We start from the raw sequence: 15684 nt of genomic DNA on the forward strand, positions 1-15684 counted from the left end.
AAGGCTTCACCGCCCGCGCGCCAGGCTGCCCAGGATGCCGCGCACGATGGCGCGGCCGACGGAGGAGCCGACCGAGCGCACCACCGACTTGATGGCGGCTTCGGCCACGGTCTGGCGGTTGGAAGACCGCCGGTTGCCGGTTCCCAAAACATCGTCGAAGCCGGGAATGGTCCAGCGCGAGCCGCCGCTGTTTTGTTGCTGTGCCTGCGCCTCGGCGTCCTGCGCTTCCTTGGCCTTCTTCTGCAGGATCTCGAAGGCCGATTCGCGATCGACGACCTGGTCGTACTGGCCGGCGACCGGGCTCTCGGCGATGATCTTGCGACGCTCGTCCGGGGTGATCGGGCCGAGCCGCGAGGACGGCGGCCGGATGAGCGTGCGTTGGACTACGGCCGGCACGCCCTTATCCTCCAGCATCGAGACCAGCGCCTCGCCGGTGGCGAGCTGGGTGATGGCCGTGGCGCAATCGAAATCGGGATTGGCTCGGAAGGTCTCGGCTGCCGTGCGAACCGCCTGCTGCTCGCGCGGCGTATAGGCGCGCAGCGCGTGCTGGACGCCGTTGCCGAGCTGGGCGAGCACCTTTTCCGGAATATCCAGCGGGTTCTGGGTGACGAAATAGACGCCGACGCCCTTGGAGCGGATGAGCCGCACCACCTGCTCGACACGGTCGATCAGCACCTTCGGCGCGTCCTCGAACAGAAGATGCGCCTCGTCGAAGAAGAACACCAGCTTCGGCCTGTCGAGGTCGCCGACCTCGGGCAGTTCCTCGAACAGCTCCGACATCAGCCACAGCAGGAAGGTGGCGTAGAGCCTGGGGTTCATCATCAGCTTGTCGGCGGCGAGCACGCTGATCGCGCCGCGGCCGTCGCGCGTGGTGCGCATGATGTCGGCGATGCGCAGCGCCGGCTCGCCGAAGAAGTTCGCAGCGCCCTGCTGATCGAGCACCAGGAGCGTGCGCTGGATGGCGCCCACGGAAGGCTTGGTGACATTGCCGTAGCGCGCGCTGAGCTCGTCGGCGCGCTCGGCGATGTTGGCGAGCAGCGCCTGCAGGTCCTTCAAATCGAGCAGCAGCAGGCCTTCCTCATCGGCGATGCGGAAGGCGATGTTCATGATGCCTTCCTGCGCCTCGGTGAGGTTCATCAGCCGCGAAAGCAGCAACGGCCCCATCTCGGAGATGGTGGCGCGGATCGGGTGGCCCTGTTTTCCGAACAGATCCCAGAAGATAACCGGGAATTCCTGGAACTGATACGGATCGAGCTTCACCTCGCCGGCGCGCTTGACCAGGAAATCCTTGGCCTCGCCCATCATGGATATGCCGGAAAGGTCGACCTTGATGTCGGCGCAGAACACCGGCACGCCGGCATTCGAGAAGCCCTCGGCAAGGATCTGCAGGCTGACTGTCTTACCGGTGCCCGTGGCGCCTGTGACGAGGCCGTGGCGGTTGCCGTAGCGCAGCAGCAGCTCTTCGGCGCGCTGGTAGGAGTCGTCGGGCTTGCGGCTGGCGCCGATGAAGATGCTGGTTTCGTCAGCCATATGTCCGGTCTCCGCATCCGTTCCGCTCGGGGGCCTCACCCGGAGGTATAGTAACGCTCGTCGCATGCGGCAATGGCCAGTATCGATTTGGGAGCGGCCCGGAATTTGGCCTTTGGCGCTTGCGGATTTTGCGCATGTTTGGCAATCGGTTAGCTGGCCGCGAGAGAACCCGGGCGGATAACGCATTGTGATATCCGGTTCCCGACCTTAGATTGGCTGGACCGGCTGATGCTGCCGAGAAGCGAGGAGGAGCGATGGGCGCCGGCGCCTTGACCAGGGATGTCGACCTTCCGAACCCGGACGCCAAGCGTTGGCGGACGCTGGCGGAAAAGGCGCTTGCCGGCGGTTCCTTCGAGGAAAAGCTTGTTTCCCGCACCGATGACAGCATCCGCATCGAGCCGCTCAGCCAGCGCGCGGCGGCCGCCGAGCCATGGCCGCGCGCAAATCCGACCGCACCCTGGATCGTCAGCCAGCGTGTCGACGACCCGGACATCGCCCGGGCCAGCGCGCAAGCCCTGGAAGACATCGCCCAAGGCGCCACCGGCCTGTCGCTCGTGTTCGAGGGCGCGCCGAATGCTTTCGGCTACGGCCTGCCGCGCACTGCGGAAGCGTTGGAGAGGGTGCTCGACGGCGTGCCGCTCAACCGCGTGCAGGTGCGCATCGACGCGCATCCCTGGAGCCGCGCCGTGGCCGACTGGCTGCTCGCCTTCCTGAGCAAACGCCGCTCCGATCCGACCAAGCTCAATCTCTCCTTCGGCATCGACCCGGCGGCGATCTTCGCCGGAACCGGGCGGCTGCGCACCTCGATCGAGGCGCTACAGGAATCGATGCCGCAGTCGCTGGCACATTTCTTCTCGATGGGCGTGCCGGGCGTGCTGCTGGAGGCCGACGGCCGCGTCTTCCACAATGCCGGCGCCACCGAGGCGCAGGAGCTCGGCACGATGATGGCCTCCGTCGTGTCCTATCTCAGGATGTTCGAGAAGGCGCGCCAGCCGCTGGTCTATGCCGCACCGTATATCGGCTTCGCGCTCAGCGTCGACCAGGACCAGTTCCTGTCGATGGCCAAGGTGCGGGCTTTGCGCAAGCTCTGGGCGCGCATCCAGGAAGCCTGCTCGATCCCGGCCTCGACCGCCAGCATCCATGCCGAGACCTCCTACCGCATGATGACGATGGCCGACCCGGAGACCAACATCCTGCGCACGGCGATCGCGGCCTTCGCGGCGGCAACCGGCGGCGCCGATTCGATCTCGATCCTGCCGCACACGATCGCGCATGGATTGCCGGCGGGCTTTGCCCGCCGCATCGCCCGCAACGCGCAGCTCATCATGGCGGAGGAGAGCCATCTCGGCTATGTCGCCGACCCCGCCAGCGGCTCGGGCGCGGTCGAGGCGCTGACAGACGATCTCTGCGCCGCCGCCTGGGAAGAATTCCAGCGTGTCGAGGCCGAGGGCGGCGTACTCGCCAGCCTGCAGCAGGGCTATATCCAGAACCGCGTGCAGACCGCCGCCGCCAAGCGCAACGGCGCCTACCGATCGGGCGAACGCGGCATTGTCGGCACGACGCTCTACCGCGTCGGCACGGAGCGCCCCGTCGAGACGCTGCCGCAGGAGCGGCGCCCGGCGCTGACGGAAGGCGTCGCGACCTGCGAGCCGCTGTTTCCGGTGCGCATCGACCAGTCGATCGGAGCCGGATCATGATCCCGGATTTCAGCCAGATCGGCTGGTCGGCGCAGCGTCGCGCGCCGGTCGAGCTCAAGGGCCAGCGGACGACGCCGGAAGGCATCGCCGTGAAGCATCTCTACACTGAGGGCGATCTCAAGGGGCTTGCCAATCTCGACACCTATCCGGGCCTGCCGCCTTTCGTGCGCGGCCCCTATCCCACCATGTATGTCCAGCAGCCCTGGACGATCCGGCAATATGCCGGCTTCTCGACGGCCGAGGAATCCAACGCCTTCTACCGGCGCAATCTCGCGGCCGGCCAGAAAGGCCTGTCGGTGGCTTTCGACCTCGCCACGCATCGCGGCTATGACAGCGACCATCCGCGCGTCGCCGGCGATGTCGGCATGGCGGGCGTGGCGATCGATTCCATCCTCGACATGCGCCAGCTGTTCGACGGCATTCCGCTGGGCGAGATGACCGTGTCGATGACCATGAACGGCGCGGTTCTGCCGATTATGGCGCTGTACATCGTGGCGGCGGAGGAACAGGGCGTCGCGCAGAAAGACCTCGCCGGGACCATTCAGAACGACATTCTGAAGGAGTTCATGGTCCGCAACACTTACATCTATCCGCCGAAGCCTTCGATGCGGATCGTGTCGGACATCTTCGCCTACACCTCGCGGCACATGCCGAAGTTCAACTCGATCTCGATCTCCGGCTATCATATGCAGGAAGCGGGAGCGACGGCCGATCTCGAACTTGCCTATACGATCGCTGACGGCATCGAATATGCGCGCGCCGGCGTCACCGCCGGGCTCGACATCGACCGCTTTGCGCCGCGCCTTTCCTTCTTCTGGGCGATCGGCATGAATTTCTTCATGGAGGTCGCCAAGCTCAGGGCCGCGCGGCTTTTGTGGTCGAGCCTGATGCAGAAGAATTTTGCGCCGAAGGACGAGCGCTCGCTGTCGCTGCGCACCCATTGCCAGACGTCGGGCTGGTCGCTGACGGCGCAGGACCCCTACAACAACATCACCCGCACGATGATCGAGGCGATGGCCGCCACGCAGGGGCACACCCAGTCGCTACACACCAATTCCTTCGACGAGGCGATGGCGCTGCCGACCGACCATTCGGCGCGGATCGCCCGCAACACGCAGCTCATCCTGCAGAAGGAATCCGGCACCACGCGCATGATCGACCCGTGGGGCGGCTCGGCCTATGTCGAGCGGCTGACGCATGATCTGGCGGCGCGCGCGCTCGCCCATATCGAGGAGGTCGAAAGCCTCGGCGGCATGGCGGCGGCGATCGAGAAAGGCATTCCGAAGCTGCGCATCGAGGAAGCGGCGGCGCGCACCCAGGCGCGCATCGATTCCGGCGAGCAAATTCTGGTCGGCGTCAACGCGCATCGGCCTCAGACCGACATCGAAGTCGATGTGTTGAAGATCGACAATGCCGAGGTCAAGGCCCGGCAATTGGCGAAGCTGCAGCGGCTGAAGGGCACGCGCGATGTGACGGCCCTGGAAAACGCCCTGACGGCGCTGACCCGCGCCGCCGAGAGCGGCGAGAACCTGCTCGAATTCGCGATCCGCGCCGCGCGAGCCAACGCCACGGTCGGCGAGATTTCGCTGGCGCTGGAAAAAGTGTTCGGCAGGCATACGGCGGCGGTGCAGACGATCTCCGGCGTCTATCGCGACGCGCTCGGCGACAACTCGGCGCTCGACCCGCTGCAGGAGAAGATCGAGGCGTTCGAAAAGAAATCCGGCGGCAAGCCGCGCATCCTGGTCGCAAAGATGGGCCAGGACGGCCATGACCGCGGCCAGAAGGTGATCGCCAGCGCCTTTGCCGATCTGGGCTTCGACGTCACGGTCGGGCCGATGTTCCAGACGCCGGACGAGATTGCGAAGCTCGCGGTGCAGCACGACGTAGACATCATCGGCGCATCCTCGCTCGCGGCCGGGCACCTGACGCTGATCCCCGAGCTCAAGGAAGCGCTGAGGAAGCTCGGCCATGGCGACATGCTGATCGTCGCCGGCGGCGTCATCCCACCTCAGGACTATGACGCGGTGCTGGCGGCGGGCGCGGCGGAGATTTTTCCGCCTGGGACCGTTATCCCGGAAGCGGCGAACCGGCTGATGGATCGGTTGCTGGCCGGTCAGTGACGGCTTGCTGACTTGGCCGAAAGGTTGTTCTATGGAAATAGATACAACCATGGCGCGATGATGTTCAAGGCAACCATCCACAGGCTTGAGGACGGATCGGGGGCCCTGCTGCTGCCACGCGAAATGCTTGACAGCTTGGACCTTCAGGTTGGCGATGAGTTCCAGATCATCGAAACCGACGATGGCCTCATTCTAAAGCCAATCCGGCACGACAGCCACGAACGGCAAATGAACGCTGCTCGGGTTGTTATGGACAAATACGAAGCTGGGTTACAGCAACTGGCAGGTAGGCTTGGCTGCTAGTTCTCGGCCTTGTCCGAGAGCTTGACGATTTCCCATTCCTTGCCGTTGACGGCGGCAACATCGCCGACCTTCTTGCCGAACAGGGCGACAGCCATCGGCGAGACATGGGAAATCGAGCCCTTCGACGGGTCGGCTTCGTCCTCGCCGACGATGCGCCAATGCACTTTCTTGCCGTCATCGCCTTCCAGCGTCACGCCCATGCCGAAGCGGACCACGTCGCTGCCCGGCTCCGGCACGGAAAGCTCGGCGCTCTCGCGCCGCGCGGTCCAGTAGCGCAGGTCGCGGGAAACCACGGCGATACGCTCGCGGTCACCCTTGCGTTCGGCCTTGGCGAGCATATCACGCAGATCGGCGAGATTGTCCTCGATCATGGCAAGGCCGCGCTCCGTCACCAGATTGCGATGCGTGCTGATCGGACGTTCGCCGACGCCGGCAATGGCGTTTTCGCTGTCTTCTTCGCGTGTGAAAGCTCTGCTCATAGAGTGAACTTAGGCTTGGCGAGGCGACTGCACAAGCGGTTTGCCGATGACACCACCCTGGCATGATTCCTGCGACAGACAGGGCGAAAAGCCAGGACCTGTGCCGATGTTGAACAGACGAACGCTGCTTGCCCGGACCGCGGGCCTTGCCGTCGCCGGCGCCTTTGCCGGGAAGGCATCGGCGAAGTCGCTGCCCGGCATCGAGATGGCCGCGATGCGCGGCTCGATCAACGCCACGGAGATCGGCGTGCAGCCGGGCGCGGTAGACGACCAGAGCAAGGTTTTCGCCAAGATGCTGGCCGAAGCCAGCGACCGCGACCAGCCGGTGTTCCTGCCGCCCGGCACCTATCTCGTCTCGAACCTGAAGCTGCCTGCCCGCGTGCGCCTGTCGGGTGTGCCGGGCGCGACGCGCATCGTTTATGGCGGCAATGGCCATCTGATGATGGCCGAGCAGGCCGAGCACATCGAGCTCAGCGGGCTGGTGCTCGACGGCGCCAACCGCTGGCTGGCCGACTATACGCAAGGGCTACTCGACCTTCGCCGCGTCGGCCATCTCGTCATCGACAATTGCCAGGTGACCGGCAGCGGCAAGAACGGCTTGGCGCTGGAGCACGCCATCGGCCGCATCGGCCGCTGCGATATTTCCGGCGCGGCGGACGCCGGCATCTATTCGGTCGAGGCCGGCGGGCTGGAGATTTCCGGCAATACCGTTTCCGATTGCGCCAATGGCGGCATCCTGGTGCATCGCTGGCAGGCGGCGGAGGACGGCACCATCGTCAGCGGCAACCGCGTGCAGCGTATCGGCGCGCGCAGCGGCGGCACCGGCCAGAACGGCAACGGCATCAACGCCTTTCGCGCCGGCAACGTCATTATCTCGGGCAATGTCGTGTCCGACTGCGCCTTCACCGCGATCCGCGCCAACAGCGCGAGCAATCTGCAGATCACCGGCAACACCTGCTCGCGCTCGGGCGAGACGGGGATCTATTCGGAATTCTCCTTCGAAGGCGCGATCCTCAGCAACAATCTGGTCGACGGCGCTGCCAACGGCATCTCGATCGTCAATTTCAACGAGGGCGGTCGCATGGCCGTGTGCTCGAACAACATCGTGCGCAATCTCACGACGGTTGGCCCCTACACGGCAGACCCGCCCGGCTTCGGCGTCGGCATCAGCGCCGAGGCCGACACCACCGTTTCCGGCAATGTCGTCGAGAACGCGCCGCTTTACGGCATGCAGCTCGGCTGGGGGCCGTATCTGCGCAATGTCGTGGCGAGCGGAAACATCATCCGGCAGGCGGGCACCGGCATCGTCGTTTCGGTCGTCGAAGGCGCCGGCACGGCCGTCATCTCGGACAATGTCATCGACGGCGCGAAAAACGGCGCCATCATCGGCCAGCGCTGGGCCGATCCGGTGACCGGGGACCTTTCCCAGTCAAGCGATACCGGCTACGCGCATCTGACCGTCGAGCGCAACAAGGTGAGTTAGGCGACGGCCACGATAATGTGCGCCTGGATCTTGGCGGCAACCGCGCCGCGGCCGTGTCTGTCGGCGATCACGGATTCCGCGTAGTCGGTCGCGGATGCCAAGCTGCCGGCCTCCCTCGCCTCGATCTCGTTGCGAAGCAGGGTTCCCTGGCAATAGGCAACGGCCGGAACGCGCGGCGAAGACGCACGGCTCTGCTCGGCTCTGGTGTCGATCGTCACGTCGGAGAATCCGGCGGCAGTCAGATCGCCGCGGATCAAATCCTTGTCGTGATAGCCGTGCGGCGTGCGCGCCAGGAAACGCGGCGGATCGTGCGGAAAGATCCGGGCGAGAGCGTTCGTCACGTCATCAGCGAAGATATTCTCTTCGATGCGATCCCACACGCTGAACAGGAAATGCCCGCCGGGCTTCAGGACGCGTTTTGCCTCGCGATAGGCGGCGGGGCGATCGGGAAAGAACATGGCGCCGAACTGACAGCAGACGAGGTCGAAAGCCGCATCGTCGAACGGCAGCTTCAAGGCATCCGCCTGGCGCCAGGTAATGCGGCTGTCAGGCCCCTGGCGCGACGCCGCGTAGTCGAGCATCGGCTGGTTCAGATCGGTTACGGTGTAGGTGGCATCGGCAGAGAGTTTTGGCGCCAGGGCGCGGGTGACGGCCCCGGTGCCGGCGGCGGTTTCCAACACGGTGACCGGTGAGAGGGACGCCGCCCGCCGCGCGGTCTCTTCGGCAAAGGCCTCGAAAATCAGCGGCACCATATGGCGATCGTAATTTTCCGGAATCGACCCGGCAAACACCTTGTCCGCTTCCAGCATGATCTGGCCTGTTGTCCGATTGATAGTGGAGGAGACTAGCACATATCTTTTTGTCTCGGCTTACCCGCACGGCATATCGGTGCCGGTGAAACCCCGCTAGCTGAGCGCCGGCGTCGGCCGCAGCAAGCCGACCTTGGCGCCGATGCGGCTTTCGACCGGAGGACGGGCAAGCTCGGTCAGCTTTGCCGCAAGCGCTTCATCGGCGCGAAGCAATTTTGCCAGCACCGCGGCGATCATCACCTCCGCGGCCCTGCCGGCGCCGTCGTCGCATTTCAAGGCGATGCCGAGGCCAAGCTCCGGCAATGCCGCGCAATAGACGCCTTCGGCGCCGGTCTTGACGAAGATGCGGCCGGGTGCCGCCTGCATCAGCGCGACGTCGGCCTTGCCGGTGCCGGCGACCAGGAACGGCTCGGCCATGCAAGCCGAAAGCAACCGCTTCGCCGCCTTGGCGCGTTCGGGCGCAAAGCCCCTGCCCGTCGCCATGCGGGCAAAGCCTTGTGCAAAACTCTTCAGCGGCACGGCATAGGTCGGGATCGAACAGCCGTCGGTCGCGCTATTGTCGGCGTTGTGGGCGGCTCCGGTGACGGATTGCATGGCGTCGCGCACCATCTCCTGCTGCGCATGTCCCTCCTTAACATAGCCCCGATGGGGGATGCCCGAATGCACGCAGGTGCAGAGGAAGCCGGCATGCTTGCCGGAACAGTTGTTGTGCAACGCGCTCGGCACAGCACCGGCGCGGGCAAGCGCGATGGTGGCCTCATGGTTGGGCCAATGGGCGCCGCATTCCAGCGCCGTCTTGTCGAGTCCTGCCTTCGCGAGCATCGCCGAGGCCAACGCGACATGCGCCGGTTCGCCGGAATGCGAGGCGCAGGCCAGCGCCAGTTCGCGGTCGCCGAAGCCGTAGGCGTCGGCAGCGCCTGATTCGACCAGCGGCAGCGCCTGGATCGCCTTCACCGCGGAGCGCGGGAAAACCGGACGGTCCGTGTCGCCGATCTCCCAGACGGCCTTGCCGTCGGCGTCGAAGACCGAAATCGCGCCGCAATGCCTGCTTTCGACCACCGCGCCGCGCGTGACTTCGACCAGAACCGGATTGGACATGCTGCCTCCCGCACGCGCCTTAGGGCGCTTAATGCGGGCCGCTTCTACCTGATGCGGTCGAGAATGGAAACGTAATTGGCGACGGCAGCACCGCCCATGTTGAAGATGCCGCCGAGCTTCGCGCCCGGCACCTGGATGCCGCCGGCTTCACCGGTCAACTGCATGGCGGTCAGCACATGCATCGAGACGCCGGTGGCGCCAATCGGGTGGCCCTTGGCCTTCAGGCCGCCGGACGGATTGACCGGCAGGCGGCCGTCCCTGGCCGTCGTGCCGTCCAGCGCCAGCCTGGCGCCCTCGCCGGGTTTGGCCAGGCCCATCGCTTCGTATTCGATCAATTCGGCAATGGTGAAGCAGTCATGCGTCTCGACGAAGGACAGATCGTCGAGCGTGACGCCGGCCTTCCTCAGCGCCTGGTTCCAGGCGTGCTCGCAACCCTCGAAGGCGAGGATGTCGCGCTTCGACATCGGCAGGAAGTCCTGGACATGCTCGTTGGCGCGGAAGGTCACGGCACGGCGCATCTTCAACGCCGTCGCCGTATCCGTGAGCACCAGCGCCGCGGCGCCGTCCGAGACCAGCGAGCAGTCGGAGCGCTTCAGCGGACCGGCGACGAAGGGGTTCTTTTCGCTTTCCTGGCGGCAGAATTCGTAGCCGAAATCCTTGCGCATCTGCGCATAAGGGTTGTCGACACCGTTTTTGTGGTTCTTGGCAGCGATCATGGCCAGCGCATCGGACTGGTCGCCATAACGCTGGAAATAGGCCTGCGCGATCTTGCCGAAGACGCCGGCAAAGCCGGCCGGCGTGTCGCCGTCTTCCGGCAGGTAGGATGCCTTGAGCAGGTTCTTGCCTATCTCGGGACCCGGCGTGGTCGTCATCTGCTCGGCGCCGACCACCAGGACGATACGGGCGGCGTTGGCGTCAATGGCGCGGATGCCTTGCCGGACGGCGGCCGAGCCGGTGGCGCAGGCATTCTCGACGCGCGTCGCCGGCTTGAAGCGCAACCGATCATCGGCCTGCAGCACGAGGCTCGCGGTGAAATCCTGCGGCGAGAAGCCGGCGTTGAAATGGCCGAGCACGATCTCGTCGACATCGTCGGGGCCGATGCCGGCATGGTCGAGCGCCTCGACGGCAACCTTGGTGATCAGGCCCTCCAGCGTCTCGCCTTCGAGCTTGCCGAAGCGCGAATGCGCCCAGCCGACGATGCATGCGGTCATGGCAGCCTCCATTTGTGCGCAGCGTAGCACGATCCTTCGCGGCACGTGATTCAATATTGTTCAATTGTGAACCGTTTTCCAGCCCATGCCATGGGCCAGAACGACACGATCGGTTGATCCCGGCGTCGATTTTTTATTGATTGACGCGTCAATAAAAAAAAATAATCTTAGCTCGAACCGGACCCCCAAAATGCCGAAAATCGGAATGGAACCCGTGCGCCGCAAGGCGCTGATCGACGCGACGATCTCTGCGATCGGCGAGCGCGGATCGCTCGACGTGACGATGTCGGAGATCGCCGGCCGGGCCGGCGTGTCGTCGGCGCTGGCGCATCACTATTTCGGCGCCAAGGACGAGCTGCTGTTCGCGACGATGCGGCATATCCTGACGGAGCTCAACATCGACACCAGGCGCGCGCTTCATACCGCCGGCACAGCACGTGAGCGCGTTTCGTCCGTGGTCGCGGTCAGCTTCTCCGACGATCAGTTCCAGCCACAGATCATCGCCGCCTGGCTCGCCTTCTATGTCGAGGCGCAGAAATCGACCGAACTGCGGCGGCTGCTGCGCGTCTATGCGCGGCGGCTGCATTCGAACCTGATGAGCGGGCTGACCGGCATCCTGCCCCGGAGCGAGGCCGACCGCGTGGCGGAAGCGACCGCGGCGCTGATCGACGGACTCTATATCCGCCGCGCGCTGAAGGACGGCGTGCCGGACGCGCAGACCGCGATCGCGCTCGTCGAAGACTATCTCGAAACCAAGCTCAACGGACGGAGCCTGCCTTGACCACCCGGCGGCCAAATTTCCTGATCGTCATGGTCGATCAACTCAACGGCACGTTCTTTGCGGACGGCCCGGCCGAGTTCCTGCATGCGCCCAATCTGAAGGCGCTGGCCCAGCGCTCGGCGCGCTTCGCCAACAACTATACCGCCTCGCCGCTCTGCGCACCGGGCCGCGCCTCCTTCATGAGCGGCCAGTTGCCGTCGCGCACCCAGGTCTATGACAACGCCGCCGAGTTCGCTTCCTCGATCCCGACCTACGCGCATCATCTGCGCAGCGCCGGGTACCACACGGTGCTTTCCGGCAAGATGCATTTCGTCGGACCGGACCAGTTGCACGGTTTCGAGGAGCGGCTCACCACCGACATCTACCCGGCCGATTTCGGCTGGACGCCGGACTACCGCAAGCCCGGCGAGCGCATCGACTGGTGGTACCACAATCTGGGTTCGGTGACCGGCGCCGGCGTCGCCGAGATCACCAACCAGATGGAGTATGACGACGAGGTCGCCTTCCATGCGACGCAAAAGCTCTATGAGTTCGCGCGCGTGTCGGATGACGCGGACCGGCGCCCCTGGTGCCTGACCGTTTCCTTCACGCACCCGCACGATCCCTATGTCGCGCGGCGCAAATACTGGGACCATTACGAAGACTGCCCAGCCTTGGAGCCAGAGGTTGGCTTCATTCCCTATGACAGCCAGGATCCGCATTCGCAGCGGCTCTACAAGGCATCCGACTACGACAGTTTTCATATCACGCCGGAGCAGGTGCGCCGCTCTCGGCGCGGCTATTTCGCCAATATCTCCTATCTCGACGACAAGGTCGGCGAGCTGCTGTCGGTGCTGGAGCGCACCCGCATGCTGGACGACACTGTCGTGCTGTTCTGCTCCGATCACGGCGACATGCTGGGCGAGCGCGGCCTGTGGTTCAAGATGTGCTTTTACGAGGGCGCGGCGCGGGTGCCTTTGATGATGGCCGGCAGCGGCATCGAGGCCGGGCTGATCGGGACGCCTGTCTCCAATCTCGACGTGGCGCCGACGCTCTGCGACCTCGCCGGCATCGACATGAGCGGGATCGCGCCATGGACGGACGGCCAGTCGCTGCTGCCGCTTGCCGCTGGCGAGCAGCGGTCGGCGCCGGTGCTGATGGAATACGCGGCCGAAGGCTCCTACGCGCCGATGGTGGCGATCCGCGAAGGCAAGTACAAATTCGTCCATTGCGAGCTCGATCCGCCGCAGCTCTTCGACCTCGACGCCGATCCGCGCGAGCAGGACAATCTCGCCGCCAGCCCGGCTCACGCCGATCTGGTCTCGGCCTTCATGAAAAAGGTCCGCGCGCGCTGGAACATGGCGAACTTCGACGCCGCCGTGCGTGAAAGCCAGGCGCGCCGCTGGGTCGTCTACCCGGCGCTGCGCAACGGCGCCTATTACCCCTGGGAGTTCCAGCCGCTGCAGAAGGCGTCGGAGCGCTACATGCGCAATCACATGAACCTCGACAATCTCGAAGAGAGCAAACGGTATCCGAGAGGCGAATGATGGCAGACATTCTCGTCCCTACCCTTGATCATCTGAATCACGCCTATGCCGTCACCTCGACAGCCACGCAGGTGACGCCGCTGTTGGAGGCTGCGGCTTTAGCCACGGAAACGGGCGCCGCGCGCGTCTTTGTCAAGCCGGAGTCGCTGCAGTGGGCCGGCTCCTTCAAGGTGCGCGGCGCCTATTGGCGTCTGAAGCGGCTCTCGCCCGACGAGGCGAAGCAAGGCGTCGTCGCCTATTCCTCCGGCAATTTCGCGCAGGGCCTGGCGGCCGCCGGCCAGGCGCTGGGCATCCCGGTCACGATCGTCATGCCGATCGACGCACCGGCCGCCAAGCGAGATGCCACGGCCGGCTATGGCGCGCGCGTGGTGCTGACCGACCATGGCGACCGCGCGCGCGAGGAGGTCGCCGCCGCCAAGGCACGCGAGATCGCCGAGACCGAGCACCTCACCTTGCTGCATCCTTTCGACGATCCGGAGATCGTCGCCGGACAGGCCGGCGCCGGCCTTGAAGCGCTCGACCAGTTGGCCGCGAAGAAGGCGCATGCCGACCTGGTGTTCTGCTCGGTCGGCGGCGGCGGGCTGATCGGCGGCGTCTCGCTCGCCTTCCACTATCTGTCGCCCAAGACCGAGATCATCGCCGTCGAGCCGGAGGGTTTCAACGGCATGGGCTCATCGCTCGCGCATGGCGCGATCGAGACGATGCCGATCGGGCCGAAATCGATCTGCGACGGGCTGATGGCGCGCAAACCCGGCGAGGCGCCCTTCGCGGCGGTAACTGCCGCCGGCGTGCGCGGCGTCACCGTTGACGATGCCTCGGTGCGGCGGGCGATGAAGATCGCCTTCGAGCGGATGAAGCTTGTGCTGGAGCCCTCGGGTGCCGCATCGCTCGCTGCATTGCTCGGCGGCAAGGTGGATGTGGCCGGCAAAACCGTCCTTGTGATTGCAACCGGCGGCAATGTCTCGCTCGCCGATTTTATGGCGCATATGAACAATGCTTGAAGCGGATTTCGTCATCATCGGCTCCGGCTCCGCCGGTTCGGCCATGGCCTATCGCCTGTCGGAGGACGGCAAGCACTCGGTGATCGTCATCGAGTTCGGCGGCACCGATATGGGGCCGCTGATCCAGATGCCGTCGGCACTGTCGATCCCACTCAATATGAGCCTTTACGACTGGGGTTTCGCCAGCGAGCCGGAGCCGCATCTCGGCGGTCGCGTGCTGGCGACGCCGCGCGGCAAGGTGATCGGCGGTTCGTCCTCGATCAACGGCATGGTCTATGTGCGCGGCCATGCGCACGACTTCGACCATTGGGCAGAACAGGGTGCGACCGGCTGGGGCTTCGCCGACGTACTTCCCTACTTCAAGCGCATGGAGGATTCCGACGGCGGCGAGGATGGCTGGCGGGGCCACGGCGGACCATTGCATGTGCAGCGCGGCAAACGGAAGAATCCGCTCTACGGCGCCTTCGTCGAGGCGGGACGCCAGGCCGGGTTCGAACTCACCAACGACTATAACGGCTCCAAGCAGGAAGGCTTCGGGCCGATGGAGCAGACCATTCTTGGCGGCCGCCGCTGGTCGGCTGCGAATGCCTATCTGAAGCCGGCTCTCAAACGCAAGAATGTGAGTCTGGTCAAAGGCTTCGCCCGACGCGTGGTGATCGAGAATCAACGCGCCGTCGGTGTCGAGATCGAAGCTAACAAAAAGATTCGGGTCGTTAAGGCGCGGCGCGAAGTCATCGTCGCGGCGTCGTCGATCAACTCGCCGAAGATCCTGATGTTGTCCGGCATCGGCCCAGGGGCGCATCTGCGGGAGAACGGCATAGAGGTGATCGCCGACCGGCCGGGCGTCGGCGCCAATCTGCAGGACCATCTGGAACTCTATATCCAGCAGGAATCGACCAAGCCGATCACGCTGAACTCGGTGCTCAATCCTTTGTCCAAGGCATTGATCGGCGCGCAGTGGCTGTTCTTCAAGAGCGGGCTCGGCGCCACCAATCATTTCGAGGCGGCCGCCTTCGTGCGTTCGCAGGCCGGCGTCGACTACCCCGATATCCAGTATCACTTCATCCCCGCGGCGGTGCGCTATGACGGCAAGTCGGCCGCGAAGGCGCACGGCTTCCAGGCGCATGTCGGGCCGATGCGTTCGAAGTCGCGCGGCTCGGTGACGCTGCGCTCGCCCGATCCGAAGGCGAAGCCGGTGATCCGCTTCAACTACATGTCGCATCCGGACGACTGGAGCGAGTTCCGCCACTGCATCCGGCTGACGCGCGAGATTTTCGGGCAGAAGGCTTTCGATGGTTTTCGCGGCAAGGAGATTTCGCCGGGCTCTCATGTGCAGACCGACGAGGAGCTCGATGCTTTCATCCGCGACCATGCCGAGAGCGCCTACCATCCCTGCGGCACCTGCCGGATGGGACGCGCCGACGATTTGACCGCCGTCGTCGATCCGGAATGCCGGGTGATCGGTGTCGAGGGCCTGCGCGTCGCCGATTCCTCGATCTTCCCGCGGGTGACCAACGGCAACCTCAACGCACCTTCGATCATGACCGGCGAGAAGGCGTCCGACCACATCCTCGGCCGCACGCCGCTGGCGCCGTCCAACCAGGAACCCTGGATCAATCCGCGCTGGCAGGTGGCGGACCGATAGG

General features: G+C 65.1%; 13 protein-coding genes. 8 read left to right on the forward strand and 5 right to left on the reverse strand.

The window, feature by feature from the left end; all coding sequences use genetic code 11:
• Positions 1-6: 6 nt before the first annotated feature.
• On the reverse strand, positions 7-1530 hold the full coding sequence (locus DPM35_RS02845) for a helicase HerA-like C-terminal domain-containing protein (protein ID WP_112125794.1): 1524 nt from the start codon (positions 1528-1530) through the stop codon (positions 7-9).
• Positions 1531-1784: 254 nt separating this feature from the next.
• On the opposite strand from DPM35_RS02845, the gene DPM35_RS02850 reads away from it, so the two are divergent.
• Genes DPM35_RS02850 through DPM35_RS02860 form a run of 3 tightly spaced genes read left to right on the forward strand, consistent with a single transcriptional unit; the run spans position 1785 to position 5650 of the window.
• Positions 1785-3227 (forward strand): methylmalonyl-CoA mutase subunit beta, encoded by a 1443-nt coding sequence (locus tag DPM35_RS02850; RefSeq protein ID WP_112125795.1) that lies wholly within the window; start codon positions 1785-1787, stop codon positions 3225-3227.
• Positions 3224-5347 (forward strand): methylmalonyl-CoA mutase, encoded by a 2124-nt coding sequence (gene scpA, locus DPM35_RS02855; protein ID WP_112125796.1) that lies wholly within the window; start codon positions 3224-3226, stop codon positions 5345-5347. Before DPM35_RS02850 ends, scpA begins: the two co-directional genes overlap by 4 nt.
• 12 nt (positions 5348-5359) lie before the next feature.
• Positions 5360-5650: an AbrB/MazE/SpoVT family DNA-binding domain-containing protein gene (locus DPM35_RS02860; RefSeq protein WP_245431405.1), complete on the forward strand. Its 291-nt coding sequence runs from the start codon at positions 5360-5362 to the stop codon at positions 5648-5650.
• Here DPM35_RS02860 and greA read toward each other — a convergent pair.
• Complete coding sequence (gene greA / locus DPM35_RS02865) at positions 5647-6129, reverse strand: transcription elongation factor GreA (RefSeq protein ID WP_112125797.1); 483 nt, start codon at positions 6127-6129, stop codon at positions 5647-5649. The two genes, DPM35_RS02860 and greA, sit on opposite strands and share 4 nt — an antisense overlap.
• 106 nt (positions 6130-6235) lie before the next feature.
• Here greA and DPM35_RS02870 point away from each other — a divergent pair, with 106 nt between their 5' ends.
• On the forward strand, positions 6236-7612 hold the full coding sequence (locus DPM35_RS02870) for a TIGR03808 family TAT-translocated repetitive protein (RefSeq protein ID WP_112125798.1): 1377 nt from the start codon (positions 6236-6238) through the stop codon (positions 7610-7612).
• Here DPM35_RS02870 and DPM35_RS02875 read toward each other — a convergent pair.
• The 3 genes from DPM35_RS02875 to DPM35_RS02885 all read right to left on the reverse strand — a co-directional run bounded on the left by DPM35_RS02875 (position 7609) and on the right by DPM35_RS02885 (position 10730).
• A complete protein-coding gene (locus DPM35_RS02875) occupies positions 7609-8421 on the reverse strand; it encodes a class I SAM-dependent methyltransferase (RefSeq protein WP_112125799.1) in 813 nt (270 codons plus the stop codon). The genes DPM35_RS02870 and DPM35_RS02875 overlap by 4 nt on opposite strands.
• A gap of 96 nt (positions 8422-8517) precedes the next feature.
• On the reverse strand, positions 8518-9519 hold the full coding sequence (locus DPM35_RS02880; protein ID WP_112125800.1) for an asparaginase: 1002 nt from the start codon (positions 9517-9519) through the stop codon (positions 8518-8520).
• Between the two features lie 44 nt (positions 9520-9563).
• Positions 9564-10730: an acetyl-CoA acetyltransferase gene (locus DPM35_RS02885; RefSeq protein ID WP_112126214.1), complete on the reverse strand. Its 1167-nt coding sequence runs from the start codon at positions 10728-10730 to the stop codon at positions 9564-9566.
• A 190-nt stretch (positions 10731-10920) separates the two neighbouring features.
• Between DPM35_RS02885 and betI the strand changes: the two genes are divergently transcribed.
• From betI to betA, 4 genes are read left to right on the forward strand one after another with little or no spacing between them, the layout of a single operon-like run.
• Positions 10921-11511: a choline-binding transcriptional repressor BetI gene (gene betI / locus DPM35_RS02890; RefSeq protein ID WP_112125801.1), complete on the forward strand. Its 591-nt coding sequence runs from the start codon at positions 10921-10923 to the stop codon at positions 11509-11511.
• On the forward strand, positions 11508-13037 hold the full coding sequence (gene betC, locus DPM35_RS02895) for a choline-sulfatase (RefSeq protein WP_112125802.1): 1530 nt from the start codon (positions 11508-11510) through the stop codon (positions 13035-13037). The genes betI and betC overlap by 4 nt, the downstream gene beginning before the upstream one ends.
• Positions 13034-14038, forward strand: coding sequence for a threonine/serine dehydratase family protein (locus DPM35_RS02900; RefSeq protein ID WP_181591895.1), 1005 nt, complete (start codon positions 13034-13036; stop codon positions 14036-14038). Before betC ends, DPM35_RS02900 begins: the two co-directional genes overlap by 4 nt.
• On the forward strand, positions 14031-15683 hold the full coding sequence (gene betA / locus DPM35_RS02905; protein WP_112125803.1) for a choline dehydrogenase: 1653 nt from the start codon (positions 14031-14033) through the stop codon (positions 15681-15683). The genes DPM35_RS02900 and betA overlap by 8 nt, the downstream gene beginning before the upstream one ends.
• Position 15684 lies beyond the last annotated feature (1 nt).

The sequence above is a fragment of the Mesorhizobium atlanticum genome (assembly GCF_003289965.1).
Classification (GTDB): Bacteria; Pseudomonadota; Alphaproteobacteria; order Rhizobiales; family Rhizobiaceae; genus Mesorhizobium; species Mesorhizobium atlanticum.

What these genes read in the sequence shown, in the direction of transcription:
- betA (WP_112125803.1), top strand. Translation starts at nt 14,031, where the DNA reads ATGCTTGAAGCGGATTTCGTCATCATCGGCTCCGGCTCCGCCGGTTCG.
- greA (WP_112125797.1), bottom strand. Translation starts at nt 6,129, where the DNA reads ATGAGCAGAGCTTTCACACGCGAAGAAGACAGCGAAAACGCCATTGCC.
- scpA (WP_112125796.1), top strand. Translation starts at nt 3,224, where the DNA reads ATGATCCCGGATTTCAGCCAGATCGGCTGGTCGGCGCAGCGTCGCGCG.
- betI (WP_112125801.1), top strand. Translation starts at nt 10,921, where the DNA reads ATGCCGAAAATCGGAATGGAACCCGTGCGCCGCAAGGCGCTGATCGAC.
- DPM35_RS02885 (WP_112126214.1), bottom strand. Translation starts at nt 10,730, where the DNA reads ATGACCGCATGCATCGTCGGCTGGGCGCATTCGCGCTTCGGCAAGCTC.
- DPM35_RS02900 (WP_181591895.1), top strand. Translation starts at nt 13,034, where the DNA reads ATGATGGCAGACATTCTCGTCCCTACCCTTGATCATCTGAATCACGCC.
- DPM35_RS02870 (WP_112125798.1), top strand. Translation starts at nt 6,236, where the DNA reads ATGTTGAACAGACGAACGCTGCTTGCCCGGACCGCGGGCCTTGCCGTC.
- DPM35_RS02875 (WP_112125799.1), bottom strand. Translation starts at nt 8,421, where the DNA reads ATGCTGGAAGCGGACAAGGTGTTTGCCGGGTCGATTCCGGAAAATTAC.
- DPM35_RS02850 (WP_112125795.1), top strand. Translation starts at nt 1,785, where the DNA reads ATGGGCGCCGGCGCCTTGACCAGGGATGTCGACCTTCCGAACCCGGAC.
- DPM35_RS02880 (WP_112125800.1), bottom strand. Translation starts at nt 9,519, where the DNA reads ATGTCCAATCCGGTTCTGGTCGAAGTCACGCGCGGCGCGGTGGTCGAA.
- DPM35_RS02845 (WP_112125794.1), bottom strand. Translation starts at nt 1,530, where the DNA reads ATGGCTGACGAAACCAGCATCTTCATCGGCGCCAGCCGCAAGCCCGAC.